We start from the raw sequence: 16,874 nt of genomic DNA, 5'->3' as shown, positions 1-16,874 counted from the left end.
ACCTCTCTAATCTTTCTTATGATTGGGAGGTTCGTTAATTCAGAACAAGAACAATCAAGAAATCTTGGGGCTATGCTACATGAATCGACCAAACACAATCATCATAAAAAATATCACAATCTATGCAGAAAAAGAAATAATGAAAGATAGTTTTATTCAAATTAAAAACGACAAAATCTCAAAGGTTGGTCCAATGAACGAGTGTCCCTCCATAGAATCAGCGGAAATCCTCACCTTTTCGTCTGATTTCTGCCTGCTACCAGGGTTTATCGACCTCCATATTCATGGGGTAAACGGTGCAGATACAATGGATCACTCGTTTGAAGCTTTATCAAAGATGGCTCAAGCTCTTCCGAAAGAAGGAACGACTAGTTTCTTAGCTACGACAATTACTCAATCAAACGAGCAAATTGAAGCGGCCCTATCAAATGTTTCTGCCTACCAAGTCGCTCTCCCTTCCGAAGAGGAAGCAGAAATAGTAGGCATTCACTTAGAAGGTCCCTTCATTTCACCAGAACGTGCAGGAGCGCAGCCGCTCTCCCATATTAAAGATCCCGATCTTGCCTTATTTGATCAATGGCAAGAGCTCTCTGGCAACCAAATTAAACTTGTCACAATGGCACCAGAAAGAGAGCATGGTTTAGCCTTTGTCAAGCACTTAACAAATACAGGAGTTATCGCATCAATTGGTCACTCAGATGCCACTTATGCACTAGTTAAAGATGCTGTCGCACTAGGATTGCGTCACGTCACCCATTTATACAATGGCATGCGTGGATTTCATCACCGTGAACCAGGCGTTGCTGGAGCTGCGTTAGACCAAAATGAAGTAATGGTTGAGATGATCGTTGATGGCATCCATATCCACCCGGCAGTTGTCAACACTACCTACAAAGCAAAAGGTGCAAACGAAATAATTCTGATAACTGATGCGATGCGCGCAAAAGGGCTTGCAGATGGCACCTATGATCTTGGAGGGCAACAAGTGGAAGTCTCCAATCAAAAAGCACTACTACCTGATGGTACATTAGCTGGTAGCATGTTAACGATGGATCAAGCCATTAAAAATATGAAAAATTATACCGGCTGTTCCTTAGAAGACATTACCATAATGGCTTCGAAGAACCCTGCTATCCAAATTGGTGTATTCGACCGTAAAGGCAGTATTGCGGTTGGAAAAGATGCGGATTTGACGATAGTGGATCAAGATTTGAATGTCGTGTTAACTGTATGTAGAGGAAAGATTTCGTATCAAAAAAAATAGCCCTTCAACCATTTAAGAAGCATTTCACTTTCATTTAAGTCAAATGCTTCTTTTTATTAGGCTATTACAATTCCCCCTATCGCTTATATATACAAAATGAAGCAACTATTTTTAAAGGGGGAAGGAAAATGAAATCAGGAAGAATTGAACAATTTTCTCATTTAAGTGAATTTAGAACTGTTAAGGAATTTAATCAATCAATCGCCGTTACATTAGACATTCATGGCCATCATTTTACTAAAGGAGAGTTAATTGCCTTTACCCATTTGACTCGCTTCAGTGTTAAAGTCATCGGTGTTTGCAATGCACGCATTTGCAAACTTGTCCAAGCTTGTCAAACAACTAAAGGTGGAATCTCTCGTTCTACTTTTGAGAGAATGCTTCGAAAAGCACGCAATCTAGGCATTCTATCTAATCATCGGACGAAACGAGAAAAAGGTGGCTATTCTCATAGCGTTTATGTTTTTCATCATTTTGACACAAGCAATACTCAACAATTGAAGCAACAACATATGGACGAAAAGCCCGATCACACTTGGGCTAAACCGCGAAAATTCCAGGCGGAAACTAACTACATTAAAACGAAAACCTTACATAATAAAGATCTACGTAAGAGACCGTTGAAAGAACTCTCGTTAAATGAACTAGACTCTTCTTTCACCCCTACTTATATTCCAAAGAAATTTGTCAAAGCGGTAAAACCTTTTTTCAATCGTACAACAGAAATCTGCAAACTCTGGAATCAAACGCAAATCGCCTATCGGTGTGCTAGATTTCCCTCACAGACTCCCATTACTTCCTTGCATGATGTGATTGTAAAAGCACTGAAAGTAACCGTTTATCAATACAAAAAGTGCAAAATCAAAACAAGCTTTCACCAATATTACTACGGTACTCTATATAACCTTTTCACTTATGAAAAACGAAAAGTTTGTGCAAAAGAGATGAATTGGGGAGCTTGGTTGACTAACTGATTTAATAAAAGACCCTGCTTTCATTTATTAGTCTCCTGATATAAGAGTGCAGCAGAAGCATGAATGTGTAATAAAATACATTTCTTTTTACTCTTTTCCAACAATATCCTTAATAATATCTTCAATCGTCACATTTCCAAGTACCTTTTCCATAGCTATTTGAGCCGCTGAAAGTATGGGGATAATGGCATCTTGAATATTCCTGCCGACAAGGCAATCAGGATGTGGACTTTCATGTATAGTAAACAAATCTTTTTCCTTTACAACATCAACCGCCTTAAATACATCAAGCAATGAAATGTCAGATGGGTCCTTTGCTAACTTTGCCCCTGCAATGCCAGGTTGTACGTCAATTAATCCAGCTTTTTTTAACATCCCCATAATCTTTCTAATTAAAGTCGGATTCGTGTTTACACTCCCTGCTAAAAATTCGGACGAGCTTACCCCGTCTTTATTTAGCTCAATCAGAGCTATTACGTGAATACCAACAGAAAATCTACTGCTAATAGACATGTCATTCACCTACTTTATCGTTACTAACCATTTATTTCTCAGAACATGTATGAAATTTGATTACAACTTATTATACCTAAATTACGATAAATTCAAAATGACTGTTCCCTAGTTGACAATCCACCAATATGTATCTATCATGAATACATGTACTCGAGATAGATACATGTCAAGAATAATATACTACTTAATATATGGGAGGGTTTGACAGATGAAACTATTAGTAACAGGAGCAACAGGAAAATTAGGAAGGAAAATTGTCGAGGCGTTATTAAAAACAGTTCCTACCAATCAACTTGCAGTAAGTGTTCGTAACCCTGAGAAAGCAGCAGACTTACAAGCTCGCGGAGTAGAAGTTCGCCAAGGTGATTTTGATAAACCAGAAACATTGGATCATGCATTTAGAGGAATTGATAGACTGTTAATGATTTCAGCAGATGGTGACAATGAAACGAGAATTCGCCAGCATGGGGATGCCGTTGCAGCGGCAGAGCGCGCGGGAGTGAAATTCATCGCATATACAAGTATTGCAAATGCAAAGGAAAGTACTAATTTCCTTTCGCCAACTCATAAAGCAACAGAAGAAATGATTTTAAACACAGGGATCGCTTATTCCTTTTTACGAAACAATTGGTATCTAGAAAATGAAGCATCAAGTATACAAGCGGTTCTAGCAGGAGCTCCATGGGTAACGTCTGCTGAAAACGGAAAAGTTGGCTGGGCTCTTCAGCAAGACTACGCTGAAGCAGCAGCCACCGTTTTAGCAGGTGGACACGAGAACACCATTTATGAGTTATCAGGCAAATTATTGACTCAGGATGAGCTAGCTTCTGCTCTTAGCGCTGTATTAGGAAAAGATGTTCCTGTCGAACGCGTTACTGATACGGCTTACGGTGATATCATGAAGGCTGCTGGTGTGCCAGATTTCCTTATTCCTATGCTTGTCAACATTCAAAAAGACATTCGAGAAGGCACACTAGAAATCGAAAGCAATGATTTTGAGAAACTGCTTGGGCGTCCTGCTACACCAGTTCGTGAAGGTTTATCGCAAATCGTTGAGAGCATCTCTTAAACAGTATAATCGAGTTTCATTTACAAACCGACCTTTTATTAGTAAGGTCGGTTTATTTTCTAGAGAGAACAAATTGCCACCACTCACAAATCATCTAGCGATTCATTCTCTTTTCAATAAATGCTTCATTCATGATATAATTTCTATATTCTAAATATTCATTGTTGAGAAATTCTAAAAAGTCTCATTGTTATTTGATTGGTCTTACTAAAATAAAATAGTAATGGGGTAGTAAACATGCAAACTTCTAAAACACCGTTATGGACAAAAGATTTTGTGATTATTTGGCTAAGCACTTTTTTACTAGCACTCATGTATTTTCTAACGATGACCACAATTACCGCATATGTGATTGAACATTTCGGTGCCTCCCAAGGAACAGCTGGTCTTGCAGCAAGTTTATTTATTGTCGGGGTGCTAGCAGCTCGTTTATTCACGGGTAAATATCTAGACCTAATCGGTCGTAAGAAACTTCTTTATACTGGGCTCATCTTAAGTTTTTTAGTTTCATTGTTTTTCTTTACAATCGATAGCTTAAACTTCTTACTCCTCATTCGTTTTGTTCAAGGAATAGTAATGGGTGTCGCCATTTCCGTCATGCAAATATCTGTTATGAACATTATCCCAGTCAACCGACAAGGCGAGGGCATAAGTTACTATTCATTAAGCTTTATCCTTGCTACGGCGATTGGACCTTTTATTGGTGTTTACATTATGCAAATGGGCAACATGAGTATGATTTTTATCATTTGTACACTTTTATCCATCCTTTGTATCCTATTACCTTTGTTTGCTTCAATTCCTAATGTTGAGATGACGTATAAGGAACGTAACGAAATGAAAGGATTCCAGTTAACCAGTTTTATTGATAAACGCGCACTTCCGATTACGGCGATGACTGGATTATTAGCGTTATGCTATGTTGGAATTCTGTCATTCCTCGCGACGTATTCAATGGAAATTAATCTTATGACGGCTGCCAGTTACTTTTTTATCGTCTATTCTGTCTGTATTCTCGTATCTAGACCATTTACAGGTAGATTGTTAGATACAAGGGGCGATAATGTTGTGATGTTTCCATCATTTATTTTATTTATAGTGGGCTTGCTTGTATTAAGTCAAGCTGAAAGCGGCATTGCTTTACTAATCGCCGGGGCTTTAATAGGACTAGGATTCGGTAATCTACAGTCAGCAACACAAGCCATTGCAATTAAAAAAGTACCTCAACACCGAATTGGTCTCGCTACGACAACTTTCTGGGTTTGTTATGATTTGGGAATTGGTCTTGGCCCGTTCCTTCTTGGCATGTTAATTCCATTCATTGGTTATCGAAACCTATATGTCACCTTAGCCATTATTGTCTTAGCATGTACGGGCTTGTACTACCTACTTCATGGGAAAAAGAATGAATTTGATAAAGGGGTTACGCAAGGAGTATAAAAAATTTCAAAGCTAAAAAAAGACTGCCTGTCCCTTTTTAAGGTGCAGGCAGTTTAGATTCTTTACGCAAGTTCTATTTACAGCTTTTTCTCTACAAAAGGCAACCTTATAATAAACAAACTTCCTCTCCCTACTTCACTCTCTACCGTGATTGTTCCATCGTGAGCTTTGATGATTTTCTTTACAATAGCAAGGCCTAACCCTGTCCCACCGAATTCTCGGGATCTTGATTTCTCCCCTCGAAAAAATAAATCAAAGACATTTGGAAGATCTTCTTTTGAAATGCCTATTCCATTATCTTTTATTTCAATAGAAAGTGATTTTGTTAAAAGATCTATTGAGATTGTGATGTTAATTTCTGTCCCGCCGTATCGGACAGCATTATCTAGTAAATTCGTTATAGCCTGTTCTATTCGCACTGGATCAATGTCAATGAGTACGGATGGAATAGAATTTGTTACGTTAAATTTTACTGACTTCCGTTCATTATCCATTTTTGCATATTCAAATAGGCTTCCAAGAAACTCTTGACTGTTAATGACGTTTTTTTCTATGGCTAGTTGATCAAGTTCTATCTTTGAAAAATCGAAAAGATCATCAATTAAACGATCAAGCTGCTCCGTTTTTGAGAGAATTACTTGAAGATATTTCTTTTTCATTTCTTCGTTTTGGACAATTCCGTCATTGATTCCCTCTACATATCCTTTTATCGATTGTAGTGGAGTACGTAAATCATGTGAGATTGTGGCAATTAGTTCTTTCCTATTTTGTTCATATTGCCTTTGGTTGGCAAGCGATTGCTTTAAATGACTTCTCATTAAATTAAACCCTTCAATAAAACGACCAAGTTCATCTTTTCTTCTATAGGAGATCTTGTAATCTAAATTCCCAACTGTCATTTCCTCTGTAGCTGTGTATATTTCCTTCAAGGGGTTTAAGATCGTTCGAGCTATATAAACCGTCCATCCAATCATAAGGACAACAAGAACAAGTAAGGCTGAACTAATCGCAATAAGAAGTACATCTATAATCTTTTCTTCGGCTTGGTCGGGCATTAGTCGAATCGAATCTGATTGAATTTCAATATGAAATCGCTCTCCAGTTAAAGCTTGTACCTGTGATTCCCAAATGGTGAACATAAATTGCATTTGAGGACGGCCCTCAATGAAACGAGAATCAAACAGTTTTTCCCTGTCGAAAGTCGAAATCACGACTCCCATCATATACGGTTTAATTATCGGATAGATCTCTTTATAAAAAGCGTCTGGATCATCTAATAATTCGTGCTTTTCGATCACTAACTTATGGATCGAGTTGATCAGTTGTTCCGTGAGTTCTTGCTCTTGTTCAGTTACATGTTCGATATGAAATGTATAAAGGGAAGTTATGCCAATAAACATTAATATAGGAATCAATATAATTGAGAGGAACGCTAACACGAGCCTCGCTTTTAATTTCAATTTTATGAACTCCCTTCAAATTTATAGCCTACTCCCCACACTGTTACGATATATTTCGGATCAGACGGGTTTCCTTCAATCTTTTCTCTAATCTTTCTTATATATACGGTAACAGTATTTAGATCTCCGTAGCTTTCATATCCCCATACTTGTTCAAAAAGTTGAGTCTTTGAAAAGACTTGTCCCCTGTTTTTGGCCAGATAATGCAACAATTGAAATTCCTTTGCCGATAATTCAATTTTATTTCCAGAAATGGTTACATTAAACCCTTTCTCATCAACCTCTAACTCCCCAACTTTCAATGTATTGCTTTCAATCGGCTGACTAGCAAATTCCTTGTACCGCCGTAATTGGGCTTTTATTCTAGCCACAAGCTCTCCTGGACTAAATGGTTTGGCAATATAATCATCTGCTCCAATTCCTAAACCGATAATTTTATCTGTTTCACTTTTCTTTGCACTAATCATAATGATTGGGATATTGGAACTCGCACGAATTGTTCGGCACACGTCAATCCCACTAACCTTTGGCAGCATTACATCTAACACAACAAGGATCGGTGAAACTTTCTTAAATTGTTTGATTCCCTCATCTCCGTCATGGGCGAGTACAGTATGGAATCCATTCGCCGTTAAATAATCTCGTACCAGTTCACCAATTTCTTTTTCATCCTCAACAATCAAGATCACCTCTTCTTTCATGACAGTCCCCTACTTCTATGTGAAGTTCCTTTTATTTGCCATTATACTGATTTATTAAAAGGAAAGATAACCCATCAAAAGGTAACTCTCAGACGTTTAAGCGACAACATCCCTCTTTTGAAAGGTAATAAACGAAATTCCAATGAAGAGGATAAAGTAAATGCAGAGCATCATGATGGAGTAACTCATGGTCATCCCCTCAACAATCGGTGTTCCATTGTTATATTGGCTTAAATTTGTATGAGTAAACAAAATGTATTTAACCCAGTCGTATTGATTAAATAATTGGACGACTTGACCACCTGTAAACATCAAGAATAAAGATAGACCTATTGCCATTGAGCCACTTCTAAAAACGGTAGAAATCATAAAGGCAAATGTAACCATCATAACTAAATCAATACTGTTAAAAGCATAGAAGCTCATAATTTGCGTTATCATACTTCTCTCTACGACTTCCTCGCCATTATATACAAGATAAGGCAACTGCCCCCCACCAAATCCGAATAATATTCTACCTACAGCAAAAGATGAAAGGAACAAAAGCGCTAGTAAAACAACGGCAAATAAAAGCGTCGCAATGTACTTTGAAAGTAATATTTTAAAGCGATTTACCGGACGTATTAAAAGAAGTTTAATTGTACCAGTGGAAAATTCCCCTGCTACGATTCCTGCACCAATGACAATGACAAAAACCGATGCGAGCGCAGTGAAATCTGGAACTGTCATCATAAAACCCCATAAAGTGCCCGATTCCACTGGGGGAACATTATTCGTAATTCGATACTCATTAATGCTAATCTGATGATGAAGGGGTTGTGCAGCACTCCCCATTTCCATGTCATTTAGCTGTGCTATTTGATCAGTAAGCTGCTGATTTTCTGTTTGTAATGCTAGTTGCCAGTCCTCTGTTTCGTAAACGTTCATCATATATTTTGTCACTAATCCACCAATCACTACAGTGAGAATCAAAACTCCAACCATTACCCATGTACCAATACGTTTATAAATTTTCATGTTTTCATTTTGAATAAAACGAATTATATTAAGCATGCAAGTCCCCCGCTGTCATTTCCATGAATTTTTCTTCTAACGTTTTGCTTTCTTGAGTAATACCAAACACTTCGAAGTCATGCTCTACAAGAAATTTGGTGATCGTTGGGATTTCTTTCTGTTCAATGATAAGAAGAAGCTTACCGTCTCTCATTTCAACATTTGGAAAGTTTTTCTTCACAGTTGCAAATGCCTTTTTAAGAGGAGTGACATGAAAGTGAACCGTTAACTTTTGATTCTGATTTAGCATGTCATGAACTTTTTGAACACTGATTAGCTTCCCGTGATTGATGATCCCAATCCGATCACACATAAGTTGCATTTCCGAGAGCAAATGACTCGAGACAAAGACAGTTATGTTTTGTTCTTTAGCAATTTTTCGAATATAGGTACGAATTTCTCTAATACCTGCAGGATCAAGACCATTAGTAGGTTCATCTAATATTAATAGCGAAGGTGAATGAAGCAACGCCTGCGCTAGGCCAAGGCGTTGGCGCATCCCTAAAGAGTACGTCTTTACCTTTTCATGAATTCTTTTCTCTAATCCTACAAGTTTAATAATCTCTTCGATTTTTTCTTTTGATATCTTCGGGATCATTCTTGCATAGTGAATTAAATTATCGTACCCAGACAAAAATTTGTACATTTCCGGATTCTCAATAATACCACCTACATGTGAGATGGCTCTTTCAAAATCCTTTTGAATGCTATAACCATTAATGATTACCTCACCTTCCGTACTTTTCATTAGTCCTACAAGCATTCGGATTGTCGTTGTCTTACCAGCACCATTGGGTCCCAAAAAACCAAACACTTCACCCGGGTGCAAATCTAACGAGATCCCGTGAATGATTGTCGTTTTTCCTATTTGCTTTTTCAAATTTTTTATTTGAACGATTGGTTTATTCTCCATCTCAATTCCTCCTCTTGATCATCTGTTATTGCATTATGACAATGAAAACTTAAATGGTGCTTATGAAAATATTAAAAAAGTATTAATACTTAATATGCCAATCTACTAAATAAAAAAAGCTGCTAACCAATTAGGTTAACAACTTAATCCTTCTTACTAATATATGCCCTTATCTATTTGCCAACTGGAAGATACTCCTCCCGCACCCGTGGTACTTTCTCCACGGTCTTAAACATCTGCAAAGCAAAACGAAACGTAATCATTGATACTGGGACAACGATAACAAACAAGGCTAATGGCGCATAATACATCGTTACAGCAACCCCGGTCCACATTAGAAATATCGCAAAGCTAGTTTTCGGGTCTACTAGTGAATACGTAAAGGCTTGTTTGATCAGCGTAAAACCTTTTGCTTGATAGTGAACGAGTACAGGGAAGAACACACCACTTGTAATGAGATAAAGGATAAATACTACGACAGTAATTGCGATAAAAAATGCCTTTAACGAGCTAGAGATTTGCAAGAAGTAATAAACATCTACAAGTAAGATTCCACCAAACAAAATCCAAGGTGTTCCGACGACAAATCCTTGTTTGAGATGGAGCCGGTATTCATTTATGTAGCACCTTATCACGCTATGCTCCTGATGCAAATGCCATTTCCTGATCACTCCATACATCGCTGCTGTTGAAGGTCCAATTGTAAATAACGGCATAGAACCAATCACCCACAAAAAGTTTAAAATAATAACGTTTGTGATTGCTCTTAAAAATGAAGCGGTTTTTCCATCCCACGGATTCATCATCATCGTTCCTTTCTTACTTCCAAGTAGATTTAATCTCGTTGATCGTTACATTTGAAAACGTAATTTCTCCATCCATTGCTTTCCACTCTAACGTATATGTTTGTTCTAATGGGTAAAACAATTCCGTCATAACACTGCTGCCATCATTGATAAATAGTTCAATGGAAGACTGGTCGACTATTAGTGTAAAGTCTTTAAAAAATGAGAGTGGCATTCGGTCAATACTCGGAAAATGTTCAGAGAAAGCTACATTTCCACTATCAGTGCGGTCGACTCTTACTTCTTGTTTCACACGGTCAAATTCAATATGCAGTCTCTCCTTTTCCCCGTTTAGCGTTAAAGTGAATAGAGAAGCTTGGTTTTCCTCTACCTTTGCCTGCACCAACACTTGAAGCTCATTTAAATTCATTTGCTTCGTTTTTGTAGGAACTACTGTTAGATGTTCATCTACTAGAGTTGGCTCTTTATATAGGGAAGAAAGATCTATTGGTGTTTGAATGAGCTTTACTTGTTCGTTCTCTCTCCGTAGCTTCAATTTTCTCGGGATCGACATGACGCTCCGATATGGATCTGTTGGCACTTGATTAGCGTACTGCCAATTACTCATCCACCCAATCCAAATCGGCTCAGATAGATTGCTCCATGTGACCGCTGCATAGAAATCACGGCCGTAATCAGCCCACTTGATCGTTTCTTTGTCATCATCACAAGTAAATGTTTCCCCATTAAAATCACCGATGAAATATTGAACGACTGAGCCGCCATTCGGTCCACCTGGATTAATACTAACGATGAGCACCCACTTCTTTTCTTCTGTTTCTTCGACCTCTAATTGAATTAAGTCCGGACATTCCCACACTCCACCATGCGCACCATATTCCTTTCCAAAAGCTGAAAGAAACGTCCATTCAAGAAGATTTGGTGAGCCGTAAAATTGAATTTCATCACCGCACGCGAGTGACATAATCCATTTTCCTGAAGATTCATGCCAAAACACTTTTGGATCACGGAAATCTTTTATTCCTGGATTTTCAATGACAGGATTCCCTTCATATTTCGTCCATGTTCTTCCGCGATCATTTGAGTAAGCAATGCTTTGTTTTTCGTTATCTTCACCGTGGTGAGTAAAGATCGCGACCATCACATCTTCTTGATCTGATGTTTTTAAACCACTCGTGTTATCTCGGTCAATAACCGCACTTCCTGAAAAAATTTGCCCTAATTCATCTGGATAGAGAGCAACCGGTAATTCTTCCCAATGCATGAGATCTTTGCTGACTGTGTGACCCCAGTGCATCGGTCCCCACACCATACTATCTGGATGATATTGATAAAATAAATGGTATTCTCCTTTGTAATACACCAATCCGTTCGGATCATTCATCCATTTTTCCTTTGGGCTAAAATGGAATTGTTGTCGATATTGTTCTTTGTACATCCTTACACCTCGGTCCGATTGTTTATTTGAAGTTCATCGATCGCAGGTACGACTCCAAAACCACCTTTTTTCATCGTAGACATTGACGCTGCATCATTGGCAAACTGTAGCATATCCGCTAAATCTTCTTTTGTTATTGCACTAATCGGTTTGTCTTTCACTAAAAACTGATGAAGAACAGAAGCCATAAAGGCATCCCCTGCTCCCGTTGTATCAACGGGTTGGACCGTCCTTCCTTTTTCAAAAAGAAGATGACCATTACAAATGACTGCCGCACCTTCTTTGCCTTTGGTCACAAATAACATAGGGATCTGATATTTTCTTGCAAGCTGCTCGGCAGCTGATACGACCTCTTTATCATTTGTCAGAAATTCAACTTCCTCATCTGAGATCTTTACAAGGTCTGCCCATTGAAGTCCTTCTAAGATCATTCTTTTAGCATCATCTTGATCCTCCCATAATAGTGGACGATAATTCGGATCGAAACTAATAAGCTTGCTTTGCTCTTTTGCATATTTGATAACCTCAAGAGTCGCTTCTCTTGAAGGATGATGAGTGAGCGAGAGAGTTCCAAAATGAAAAATTTTCGTTCGACGAATTAAGCTGTAGTCAATTTCATCTTTGGTCAGCAACTGATCTGCCCCAGGGTTCCGAATAAAATCAAAAGTTCTCTCCCCACGCTCATCTAGTGTGACAACCGCTACCGTCGTTGGCGCTTTAGAATCTACTTTTATATGGTTAGCATCAATGTCTGCCCTTTCAATCTTTTCCTTTAAATAGCGCCCAAATGCATCATTTCCTACCTTAGCAATGTAAGCGGAAGAATGTCCCCATTTGGCAAGTCCAGACAAGACATTCACTGGAGCTCCTCCTACCTTAGCTTCATAAGCAAATTGCTCTTGTGTAAAATCATCATGAGGAATTAAATCAATTAACAATTCACCTAGCGAAACAATATCGTACATGTTGCTCCTCCTTTTACCCTTTTACGCCACTTGAAGTGATCCCTTGTACATAATAACGCTGGAAGAAGATGAAAATTAAGATCACTGGTATCGTCGTTAAGGTTAATGCAGCCATGATTTGACCATATTGAATATTGTTATCTGTAAAGAGATACTGAATTCCTATTTGAACCGTCTGGATCGATTGATCAGTCGCAACAATTAATGGCCACATAAAATCGCTCCAATGTGTAACGAACGTTAAAATTGCTGCGGTTGCAAATACGGGTTTTGAATTCGGAACAACAATCCGCATAAATGTTTGAAATGGTGTCGCCCCATCAATTTGAGCTGCTTCTTCCAACTCCTTTGGAAATCCCATGAAAAACTGCCTGAATAAAAAGATGTTAAAGGCAGAAGCGATAAACGGAACGATAAGTGCCGGATATTGATTGATCCAGCCAAAGTTGTTGACTACAATGTAAAGTGGAATCAATACACTCTCAAAGGGGACAACATATAGTGCAATGATTACTATTAAAATGAAATCACTGCCAGGAAATTTCAGTTTGGCCAGGGCGTAGGCACAAATTGAATTGACAATCGTTCCAAGGATGACAATCATGCCTACAGTAAAGATACTGTTTTTCATATAATGAAAGAAATTGATATTCTCAGAAAAGAGAATTTTTGAATAGTGAGCAAATGTTACTTCTTTCGGAATAAACGCTCCAAACCCCATATCTTTAAAGATCATCGTTTCTGGTTTAATCGACGCTACGATCATCCATAAGAGCGGGGCAATAAATAAGAAACCAAGCAAAAGAATCGTCAGGGTTACCCCGATTTTCTTTAATTGTTTCTTCGTTCGCTGTGTCATCGTCAATCAACCCCTTATTGTTTTAATACCTTCTTCAAGATTAAAGACGTAATGATCACCACTACGAAAAACACAACGGCAATCGCTGAGGAATATCCAACATCTCTAAATTGGAAGCCATTTTCATAAAGCATGAAAACAAGTGTTTTCGTCGAGTCACTAGGTCCTCCGTTTGTCATCACATATGGTTGTATAAATAAGCGAAACGCTTGAATAGTCGTAATTATTAATACAAATCCTGTTACATGTTGAATGGATGGAAGAGTAACGTTTAGAAACTTTTGCCACGCATTTGCGCCATCAATATCGGCGGCTTCATACAACGTATCAGGAACATCCTTTAACCCCGCTAAGAAAATCATCATTTGAAATCCTGCCGCTTGCCAAATGGACATAAAGATAATTGAGTTCATCGCCTGATCTGGGCTTAATAAAAACGGTTGATTGGGAATACCAAAAACATTTAATGCACTGTTGATCAGCCCGTTGTTTACGTTATATAGAAAGGTCCAAAGAATGGCGACTACGACCATCGAAGTTACAACCGGACTGAAGAAAAACACTCGTCCGAGCGATGCAACCTTCACCTTTTTATTAACTAAGATCGCTAATAGCAAGGCTACCGCACATTGTAGTGGAACGACGAGAACGGTAAAATACAAGGTGTTCTTCAAAGCGGTAAAAAAGATCGGGTCTTGGAACAATCGAATATAGTTATCCAAACCCGTGAACGTTTTAGCGTCTGGATTTAACATATTGTAGTTCATTAGGCTATAAATAAAAGCTAAAATAACAGGTAATATCAAAAACGTAAACATAAGAGCTAAAGCCGGGAGTGTGAACAAGACTCCTAGTACTTTCTGCTGACGTTTATAAGTCGAATGACTTTGCCCTTTTCTAAGGAATGTTGCTGGACTTTTTTCTAGTTTGGAAAGCGCCATCGTTTCCACCACCTTGTTTGTAGTAAAGAGGTTGATTCAAAAGGTCACTTTATTGACCGTTTGAATCAACCTCAGTAGCAATCAGCATAGCCGCTGCAAGACGCGTGAGTCGTAGCGTACAGGCAGCCGGCTAGCCTAATGCCATTTTCTATTTTTGGTAAAACTTATTTACGCGAAATGTCCGTATCGACTTCTGCTACTACTTTATCTAATTCCTCTTGAACGTTACCACCAAGGAAAATGTTTTGAACAGCTTGACCGTATCTTGTTGATAATACTGGATATGAAGTTGTTGACGGCCTTGGATGTGCTGTATTCAATACTTGGTCCTTCAAAATAGAAAGTGGTGCTTCATTCCACTCTGTCATTTGTTCAAATGAAGAAATACGTGCTGCTGGTTTATTTCCAGCTTCCGCTAACTTAATAATGTTCTCATCATTCATAATGTAGTTTAAGAGAATCGCCGCTTCTTCTTTGTGCTCAGTATTCGTTGAGATTCCCCAGTTCCAATCTCCTGATGGCGATACTTGTTCTCCATTATTGCTACGAGGATAGTACGTAATTCCCCACTCTGTTTCAGGGTAGTCTTGTAGTTTATTCCACTGCCATGAACCCATTAGCATCATCGCTGCGTTTCCATCTTCAAACTCTGTAGGTGTAGGTTGTAAGTTTACTAGTCCTTCGTTCGTAAACTTCTGCAGATATTCGAGCGCCTCAACGGTAGCCGGACCATTCACATATCCTTCTGTTGTTGAGCCATCTTCAGCAATGAAGCTTCCACCATTGGACCATACAGTAGGTCCAGTGAAATAAATAATCCATTCTCCATAATCAAGTGTCCAGTTCACGCCATAAATCCCATTCTCTTCATCAGTTAATGTCTTAGCAGCTTCATAGAATTCATCCCACGTCCATGCTTCTTCTAATGATGTCGGTGGGGTAATACCTGCTGCTTCTAGCATTTCAACATTGTAGAACAAGGCCACTGTCGATTCTGTCGGTCCAACCGTATATAAATGATCATCAAATGTGCCTTGTGTGATGATTGAATCAACGAAGTCTTCTTGATTTTCTACAAGTCCATCAATCGGTTGAATGATTCCAGCCTCTGCATAGTTAGCCACATTAGGACCATCTAATGCAACTAAATCAGGCAACGTATTACTTGTCGCACCAGCTGAAATTTTATCTTCGTACGCATATTTACTTCCTCTTGGAATAAATGTAATTTCAGCTTCTATTTCTCCTTCATGATCAGCGTTAAATTGCTCAATCACTTCAGAATATGCCTCTGACATATCTCCTTCTGGATGCCATAAAGTTAATGTCACTTCTCCACCATCGGATGAATCATTGCTAGCCCCTTCACCTGTACCCGCTACATCATCATTAGAAGAACACCCTGTAGCAATAACTGCTGCTGCTGCTAATGTGAATAAGCTTAAACCAAAACGTTTCATCTCTATTCCCCCTATACTTTTTTATCGGTGTGTACGCTTACATTTTTGGTTTAAAATCTTTAACTTGCTCCCCTCTCGTACTTTGTTTTGTACTTCTTAGTTTTATTGTATAGGTAATAAAACGCTTTCAAAATGAGGCATTCCTTCGATTTATGTTTAAATTTTTATTGTATATGGTGAGATTTTTAACAACAGGTACAGAAGGAAATTCCAAACAAGTAGTAAATTGACTTAAACCTTGAATGATTGAGGAGCATGATGGGATTGTAGATGTATAGATCTTGACTAAGAAAGTAAGAAGGAAGAGGCTATCGTTTTAGTAACGTGGGAATCTGACGAGAATTGGAAGAAATGGAAAAAAGTGATGCTGTATTGCTGGCCATAATCAAAGCTTCATCAACCGAAACCAGAATATATCATAAACACAGAAGTGGGAAAATACGAAGTAAAGGCTATAAAAAAAGCAACAGAAACAAAATACATTTTGTGTGAAAGCGGGACGTCTCATAAAGTAAAAAACCAAACTATTAAGATGCCTCGCTTACACAAATAGTTAGTTATCCAACACTAAATTATATAAGACTGATCCCGTACTACTACCGTATCAGGTATAAACCGTATTAAGACATTCGTGTCATCTAAATGCTTAAATCTTGGATCCCATTGATTTTCATTCGCTCCTAAATAACGAGTAAGTAAACGTTTGGCAATGGTCACGTTAAATGGTTCCACTGCCGCCTGTCCTCTAAAGCCAACATGCAAAACTTTTCCTTCCTTGTGATTAAAATCAACGATTCCAATTGCACATTTCGGATTTTCTGTAATTCTTTTAGGGAAGCTATCAGCTGAGGTTCCAATGATCCATAATTCGCTTTCCTCCCAAAGAAACCAAACCGGTGAATCTCGCGGGGCATCATCAGCAACTGTTGATAAATGCGCAAAGAGAGGTTTATGTAGAAACGCATCTAGATCAAAGCTTCTTTTCTTATCCCTGATTATTTTCATCTCTTCCCCT

The 16,874-nt window shown here is 38.4% G+C and carries 16 protein-coding genes; 4 read left to right on the top strand and 12 right to left on the bottom strand.

The window, feature by feature from the left end; genetic code table 11:
* The first annotated feature begins 79 nt into the window (after positions 1-79).
* A complete protein-coding gene (gene nagA, locus BkAM31D_RS07550; RefSeq protein WP_066152407.1) occupies positions 80-1,264 on the top strand; it encodes an N-acetylglucosamine-6-phosphate deacetylase in 1,185 nt (394 codons plus the stop codon).
* A gap of 128 nt (positions 1,265-1,392) precedes the next feature.
* Positions 1,393-2,238 carry a hypothetical protein gene (locus BkAM31D_RS07545; RefSeq protein WP_066152412.1) on the top strand — a complete coding sequence of 282 codons (846 nt, stop codon included), beginning with the start codon at positions 1,393-1,395 and terminating at the stop codon, positions 2,236-2,238.
* A gap of 87 nt (positions 2,239-2,325) precedes the next feature.
* Here BkAM31D_RS07545 and BkAM31D_RS07540 read toward each other — a convergent pair whose 3' ends face one another.
* Positions 2,326-2,751 carry an Rrf2 family transcriptional regulator gene (locus BkAM31D_RS07540; protein ID WP_066152415.1) on the bottom strand — a complete coding sequence of 142 codons (426 nt, stop codon included), beginning with the start codon at positions 2,749-2,751 and terminating at the stop codon, positions 2,326-2,328.
* Positions 2,752-2,962: 211 nt separating this feature from the next.
* Between BkAM31D_RS07540 and BkAM31D_RS07535 the strand changes: the two genes are divergently transcribed.
* Positions 2,963-3,823: an SDR family oxidoreductase gene (locus tag BkAM31D_RS07535; RefSeq protein WP_066152416.1), complete on the top strand. Its 861-nt coding sequence runs from the start codon at positions 2,963-2,965 to the stop codon at positions 3,821-3,823.
* 237 nt (positions 3,824-4,060) lie between these two features.
* Positions 4,061-5,263 carry an MFS transporter gene (locus tag BkAM31D_RS07530; protein WP_066152420.1) on the top strand — a complete coding sequence of 401 codons (1,203 nt, stop codon included), beginning with the start codon at positions 4,061-4,063 and terminating at the stop codon, positions 5,261-5,263.
* Positions 5,264-5,340: 77 nt separating this feature from the next.
* Here BkAM31D_RS07530 and BkAM31D_RS07525 read toward each other — a convergent pair whose 3' ends face one another.
* The 11 genes from BkAM31D_RS07525 to BkAM31D_RS07470 form a co-directional block, all read right to left on the bottom strand.
* Entirely contained in the window at positions 5,341-6,723 is a 1,383-nt protein-coding gene (locus BkAM31D_RS07525; protein WP_066152422.1) for a sensor histidine kinase, read from the bottom strand.
* Between the two features lie 2 nt (positions 6,724-6,725).
* Entirely contained in the window at positions 6,726-7,424 is a 699-nt protein-coding gene (locus BkAM31D_RS07520; RefSeq protein WP_066152424.1) for a response regulator transcription factor, read from the bottom strand.
* 96 nt (positions 7,425-7,520) lie between these two features.
* The gene (locus tag BkAM31D_RS07515) at positions 7,521-8,477 is read right to left on the bottom strand and encodes an ABC transporter permease (RefSeq protein ID WP_066152430.1); all 957 of its coding nucleotides are present in this window, start codon (positions 8,475-8,477) and stop codon (positions 7,521-7,523) included.
* Positions 8,470-9,390: an ABC transporter ATP-binding protein gene (locus BkAM31D_RS07510; protein ID WP_066152434.1), complete on the bottom strand. Its 921-nt coding sequence runs from the start codon at positions 9,388-9,390 to the stop codon at positions 8,470-8,472. Before BkAM31D_RS07510 ends, BkAM31D_RS07515 begins: the two co-directional genes overlap by 8 nt.
* A 173-nt stretch (positions 9,391-9,563) precedes the next feature.
* Positions 9,564-10,199, bottom strand: coding sequence for a YesL family protein (locus tag BkAM31D_RS07505; RefSeq protein ID WP_084372096.1), 636 nt, complete (start codon positions 10,197-10,199; stop codon positions 9,564-9,566).
* A 10-nt stretch (positions 10,200-10,209) separates the two neighbouring features.
* The gene (locus BkAM31D_RS07500; protein ID WP_066152439.1) at positions 10,210-11,634 is read right to left on the bottom strand and encodes a glycoside hydrolase family 32 protein; all 1,425 of its coding nucleotides are present in this window, start codon (positions 11,632-11,634) and stop codon (positions 10,210-10,212) included.
* Between the two features lie 2 nt (positions 11,635-11,636).
* Positions 11,637-12,599, bottom strand: a complete 963-nt coding sequence (locus tag BkAM31D_RS07495) for a carbohydrate kinase family protein (RefSeq protein ID WP_066152441.1) — start codon at positions 12,597-12,599, stop codon at positions 11,637-11,639.
* A gap of 13 nt (positions 12,600-12,612) precedes the next feature.
* Complete coding sequence (locus BkAM31D_RS07490) at positions 12,613-13,458, bottom strand: carbohydrate ABC transporter permease (RefSeq protein WP_066152444.1); 846 nt, start codon at positions 13,456-13,458, stop codon at positions 12,613-12,615.
* A gap of 14 nt (positions 13,459-13,472) precedes the next feature.
* Complete coding sequence (locus tag BkAM31D_RS07485) at positions 13,473-14,399, bottom strand: carbohydrate ABC transporter permease (RefSeq protein ID WP_066152445.1); 927 nt, start codon at positions 14,397-14,399, stop codon at positions 13,473-13,475.
* 164 nt (positions 14,400-14,563) lie between these two features.
* Positions 14,564-15,859 carry a sugar ABC transporter substrate-binding protein gene (locus BkAM31D_RS07480; RefSeq protein WP_066152446.1) on the bottom strand — a complete coding sequence of 432 codons (1,296 nt, stop codon included), beginning with the start codon at positions 15,857-15,859 and terminating at the stop codon, positions 14,564-14,566.
* Positions 15,860-16,426: 567 nt separating this feature from the next.
* Positions 16,427-16,864: a pyridoxamine 5'-phosphate oxidase family protein gene (locus BkAM31D_RS07470; protein ID WP_066152449.1), complete on the bottom strand. Its 438-nt coding sequence runs from the start codon at positions 16,862-16,864 to the stop codon at positions 16,427-16,429.
* Positions 16,865-16,874 lie beyond the last annotated feature (10 nt).

This window comes from Halalkalibacter krulwichiae (genome assembly GCF_002109385.1).
GTDB lineage: Bacteria > Bacillota > Bacilli > Bacillales > Bacillaceae_D > Halalkalibacter > Halalkalibacter krulwichiae.
The sequence above is the reverse complement of the archived record's forward strand: the minus strand, read 5'-3'. Positions and strand labels throughout refer to the sequence as shown.

Bases quoted from the DNA above. Each gene is read 5' to 3' on its own strand.
- BkAM31D_RS07510 (WP_066152434.1), bottom strand. From the start codon at position 9,390: ATGGAGAATAAACCAATCGTTCAAATAAAAAATTTGAAAAAGCAAATA.
- BkAM31D_RS07495 (WP_066152441.1), bottom strand. From the start codon at position 12,599: ATGTACGATATTGTTTCGCTAGGTGAATTGTTAATTGATTTAATTCCT.
- BkAM31D_RS07485 (WP_066152445.1), bottom strand. From the start codon at position 14,399: ATGGCGCTTTCCAAACTAGAAAAAAGTCCAGCAACATTCCTTAGAAAA.
- BkAM31D_RS07470 (WP_066152449.1), bottom strand. From the start codon at position 16,864: ATGAAAATAATCAGGGATAAGAAAAGAAGCTTTGATCTAGATGCGTTT.
- BkAM31D_RS07490 (WP_066152444.1), bottom strand. From the start codon at position 13,458: ATGACACAGCGAACGAAGAAACAATTAAAGAAAATCGGGGTAACCCTG.
- BkAM31D_RS07535 (WP_066152416.1), top strand. From the start codon at position 2,963: ATGAAACTATTAGTAACAGGAGCAACAGGAAAATTAGGAAGGAAAATT.
- BkAM31D_RS07480 (WP_066152446.1), bottom strand. From the start codon at position 15,859: ATGAAACGTTTTGGTTTAAGCTTATTCACATTAGCAGCAGCAGCAGTT.
- nagA (WP_066152407.1), top strand. From the start codon at position 80: ATGAATCGACCAAACACAATCATCATAAAAAATATCACAATCTATGCA.
- BkAM31D_RS07500 (WP_066152439.1), bottom strand. From the start codon at position 11,634: ATGTACAAAGAACAATATCGACAACAATTCCATTTTAGCCCAAAGGAA.
- BkAM31D_RS07530 (WP_066152420.1), top strand. From the start codon at position 4,061: ATGCAAACTTCTAAAACACCGTTATGGACAAAAGATTTTGTGATTATT.
- BkAM31D_RS07520 (WP_066152424.1), bottom strand. From the start codon at position 7,424: ATGAAAGAAGAGGTGATCTTGATTGTTGAGGATGAAAAAGAAATTGGT.
- BkAM31D_RS07505 (WP_084372096.1), bottom strand. From the start codon at position 10,199: ATGATGATGAATCCGTGGGATGGAAAAACCGCTTCATTTTTAAGAGCA.
- BkAM31D_RS07515 (WP_066152430.1), bottom strand. From the start codon at position 8,477: ATGCTTAATATAATTCGTTTTATTCAAAATGAAAACATGAAAATTTAT.
- BkAM31D_RS07545 (WP_066152412.1), top strand. From the start codon at position 1,393: ATGAAATCAGGAAGAATTGAACAATTTTCTCATTTAAGTGAATTTAGA.
- BkAM31D_RS07540 (WP_066152415.1), bottom strand. From the start codon at position 2,751: ATGTCTATTAGCAGTAGATTTTCTGTTGGTATTCACGTAATAGCTCTG.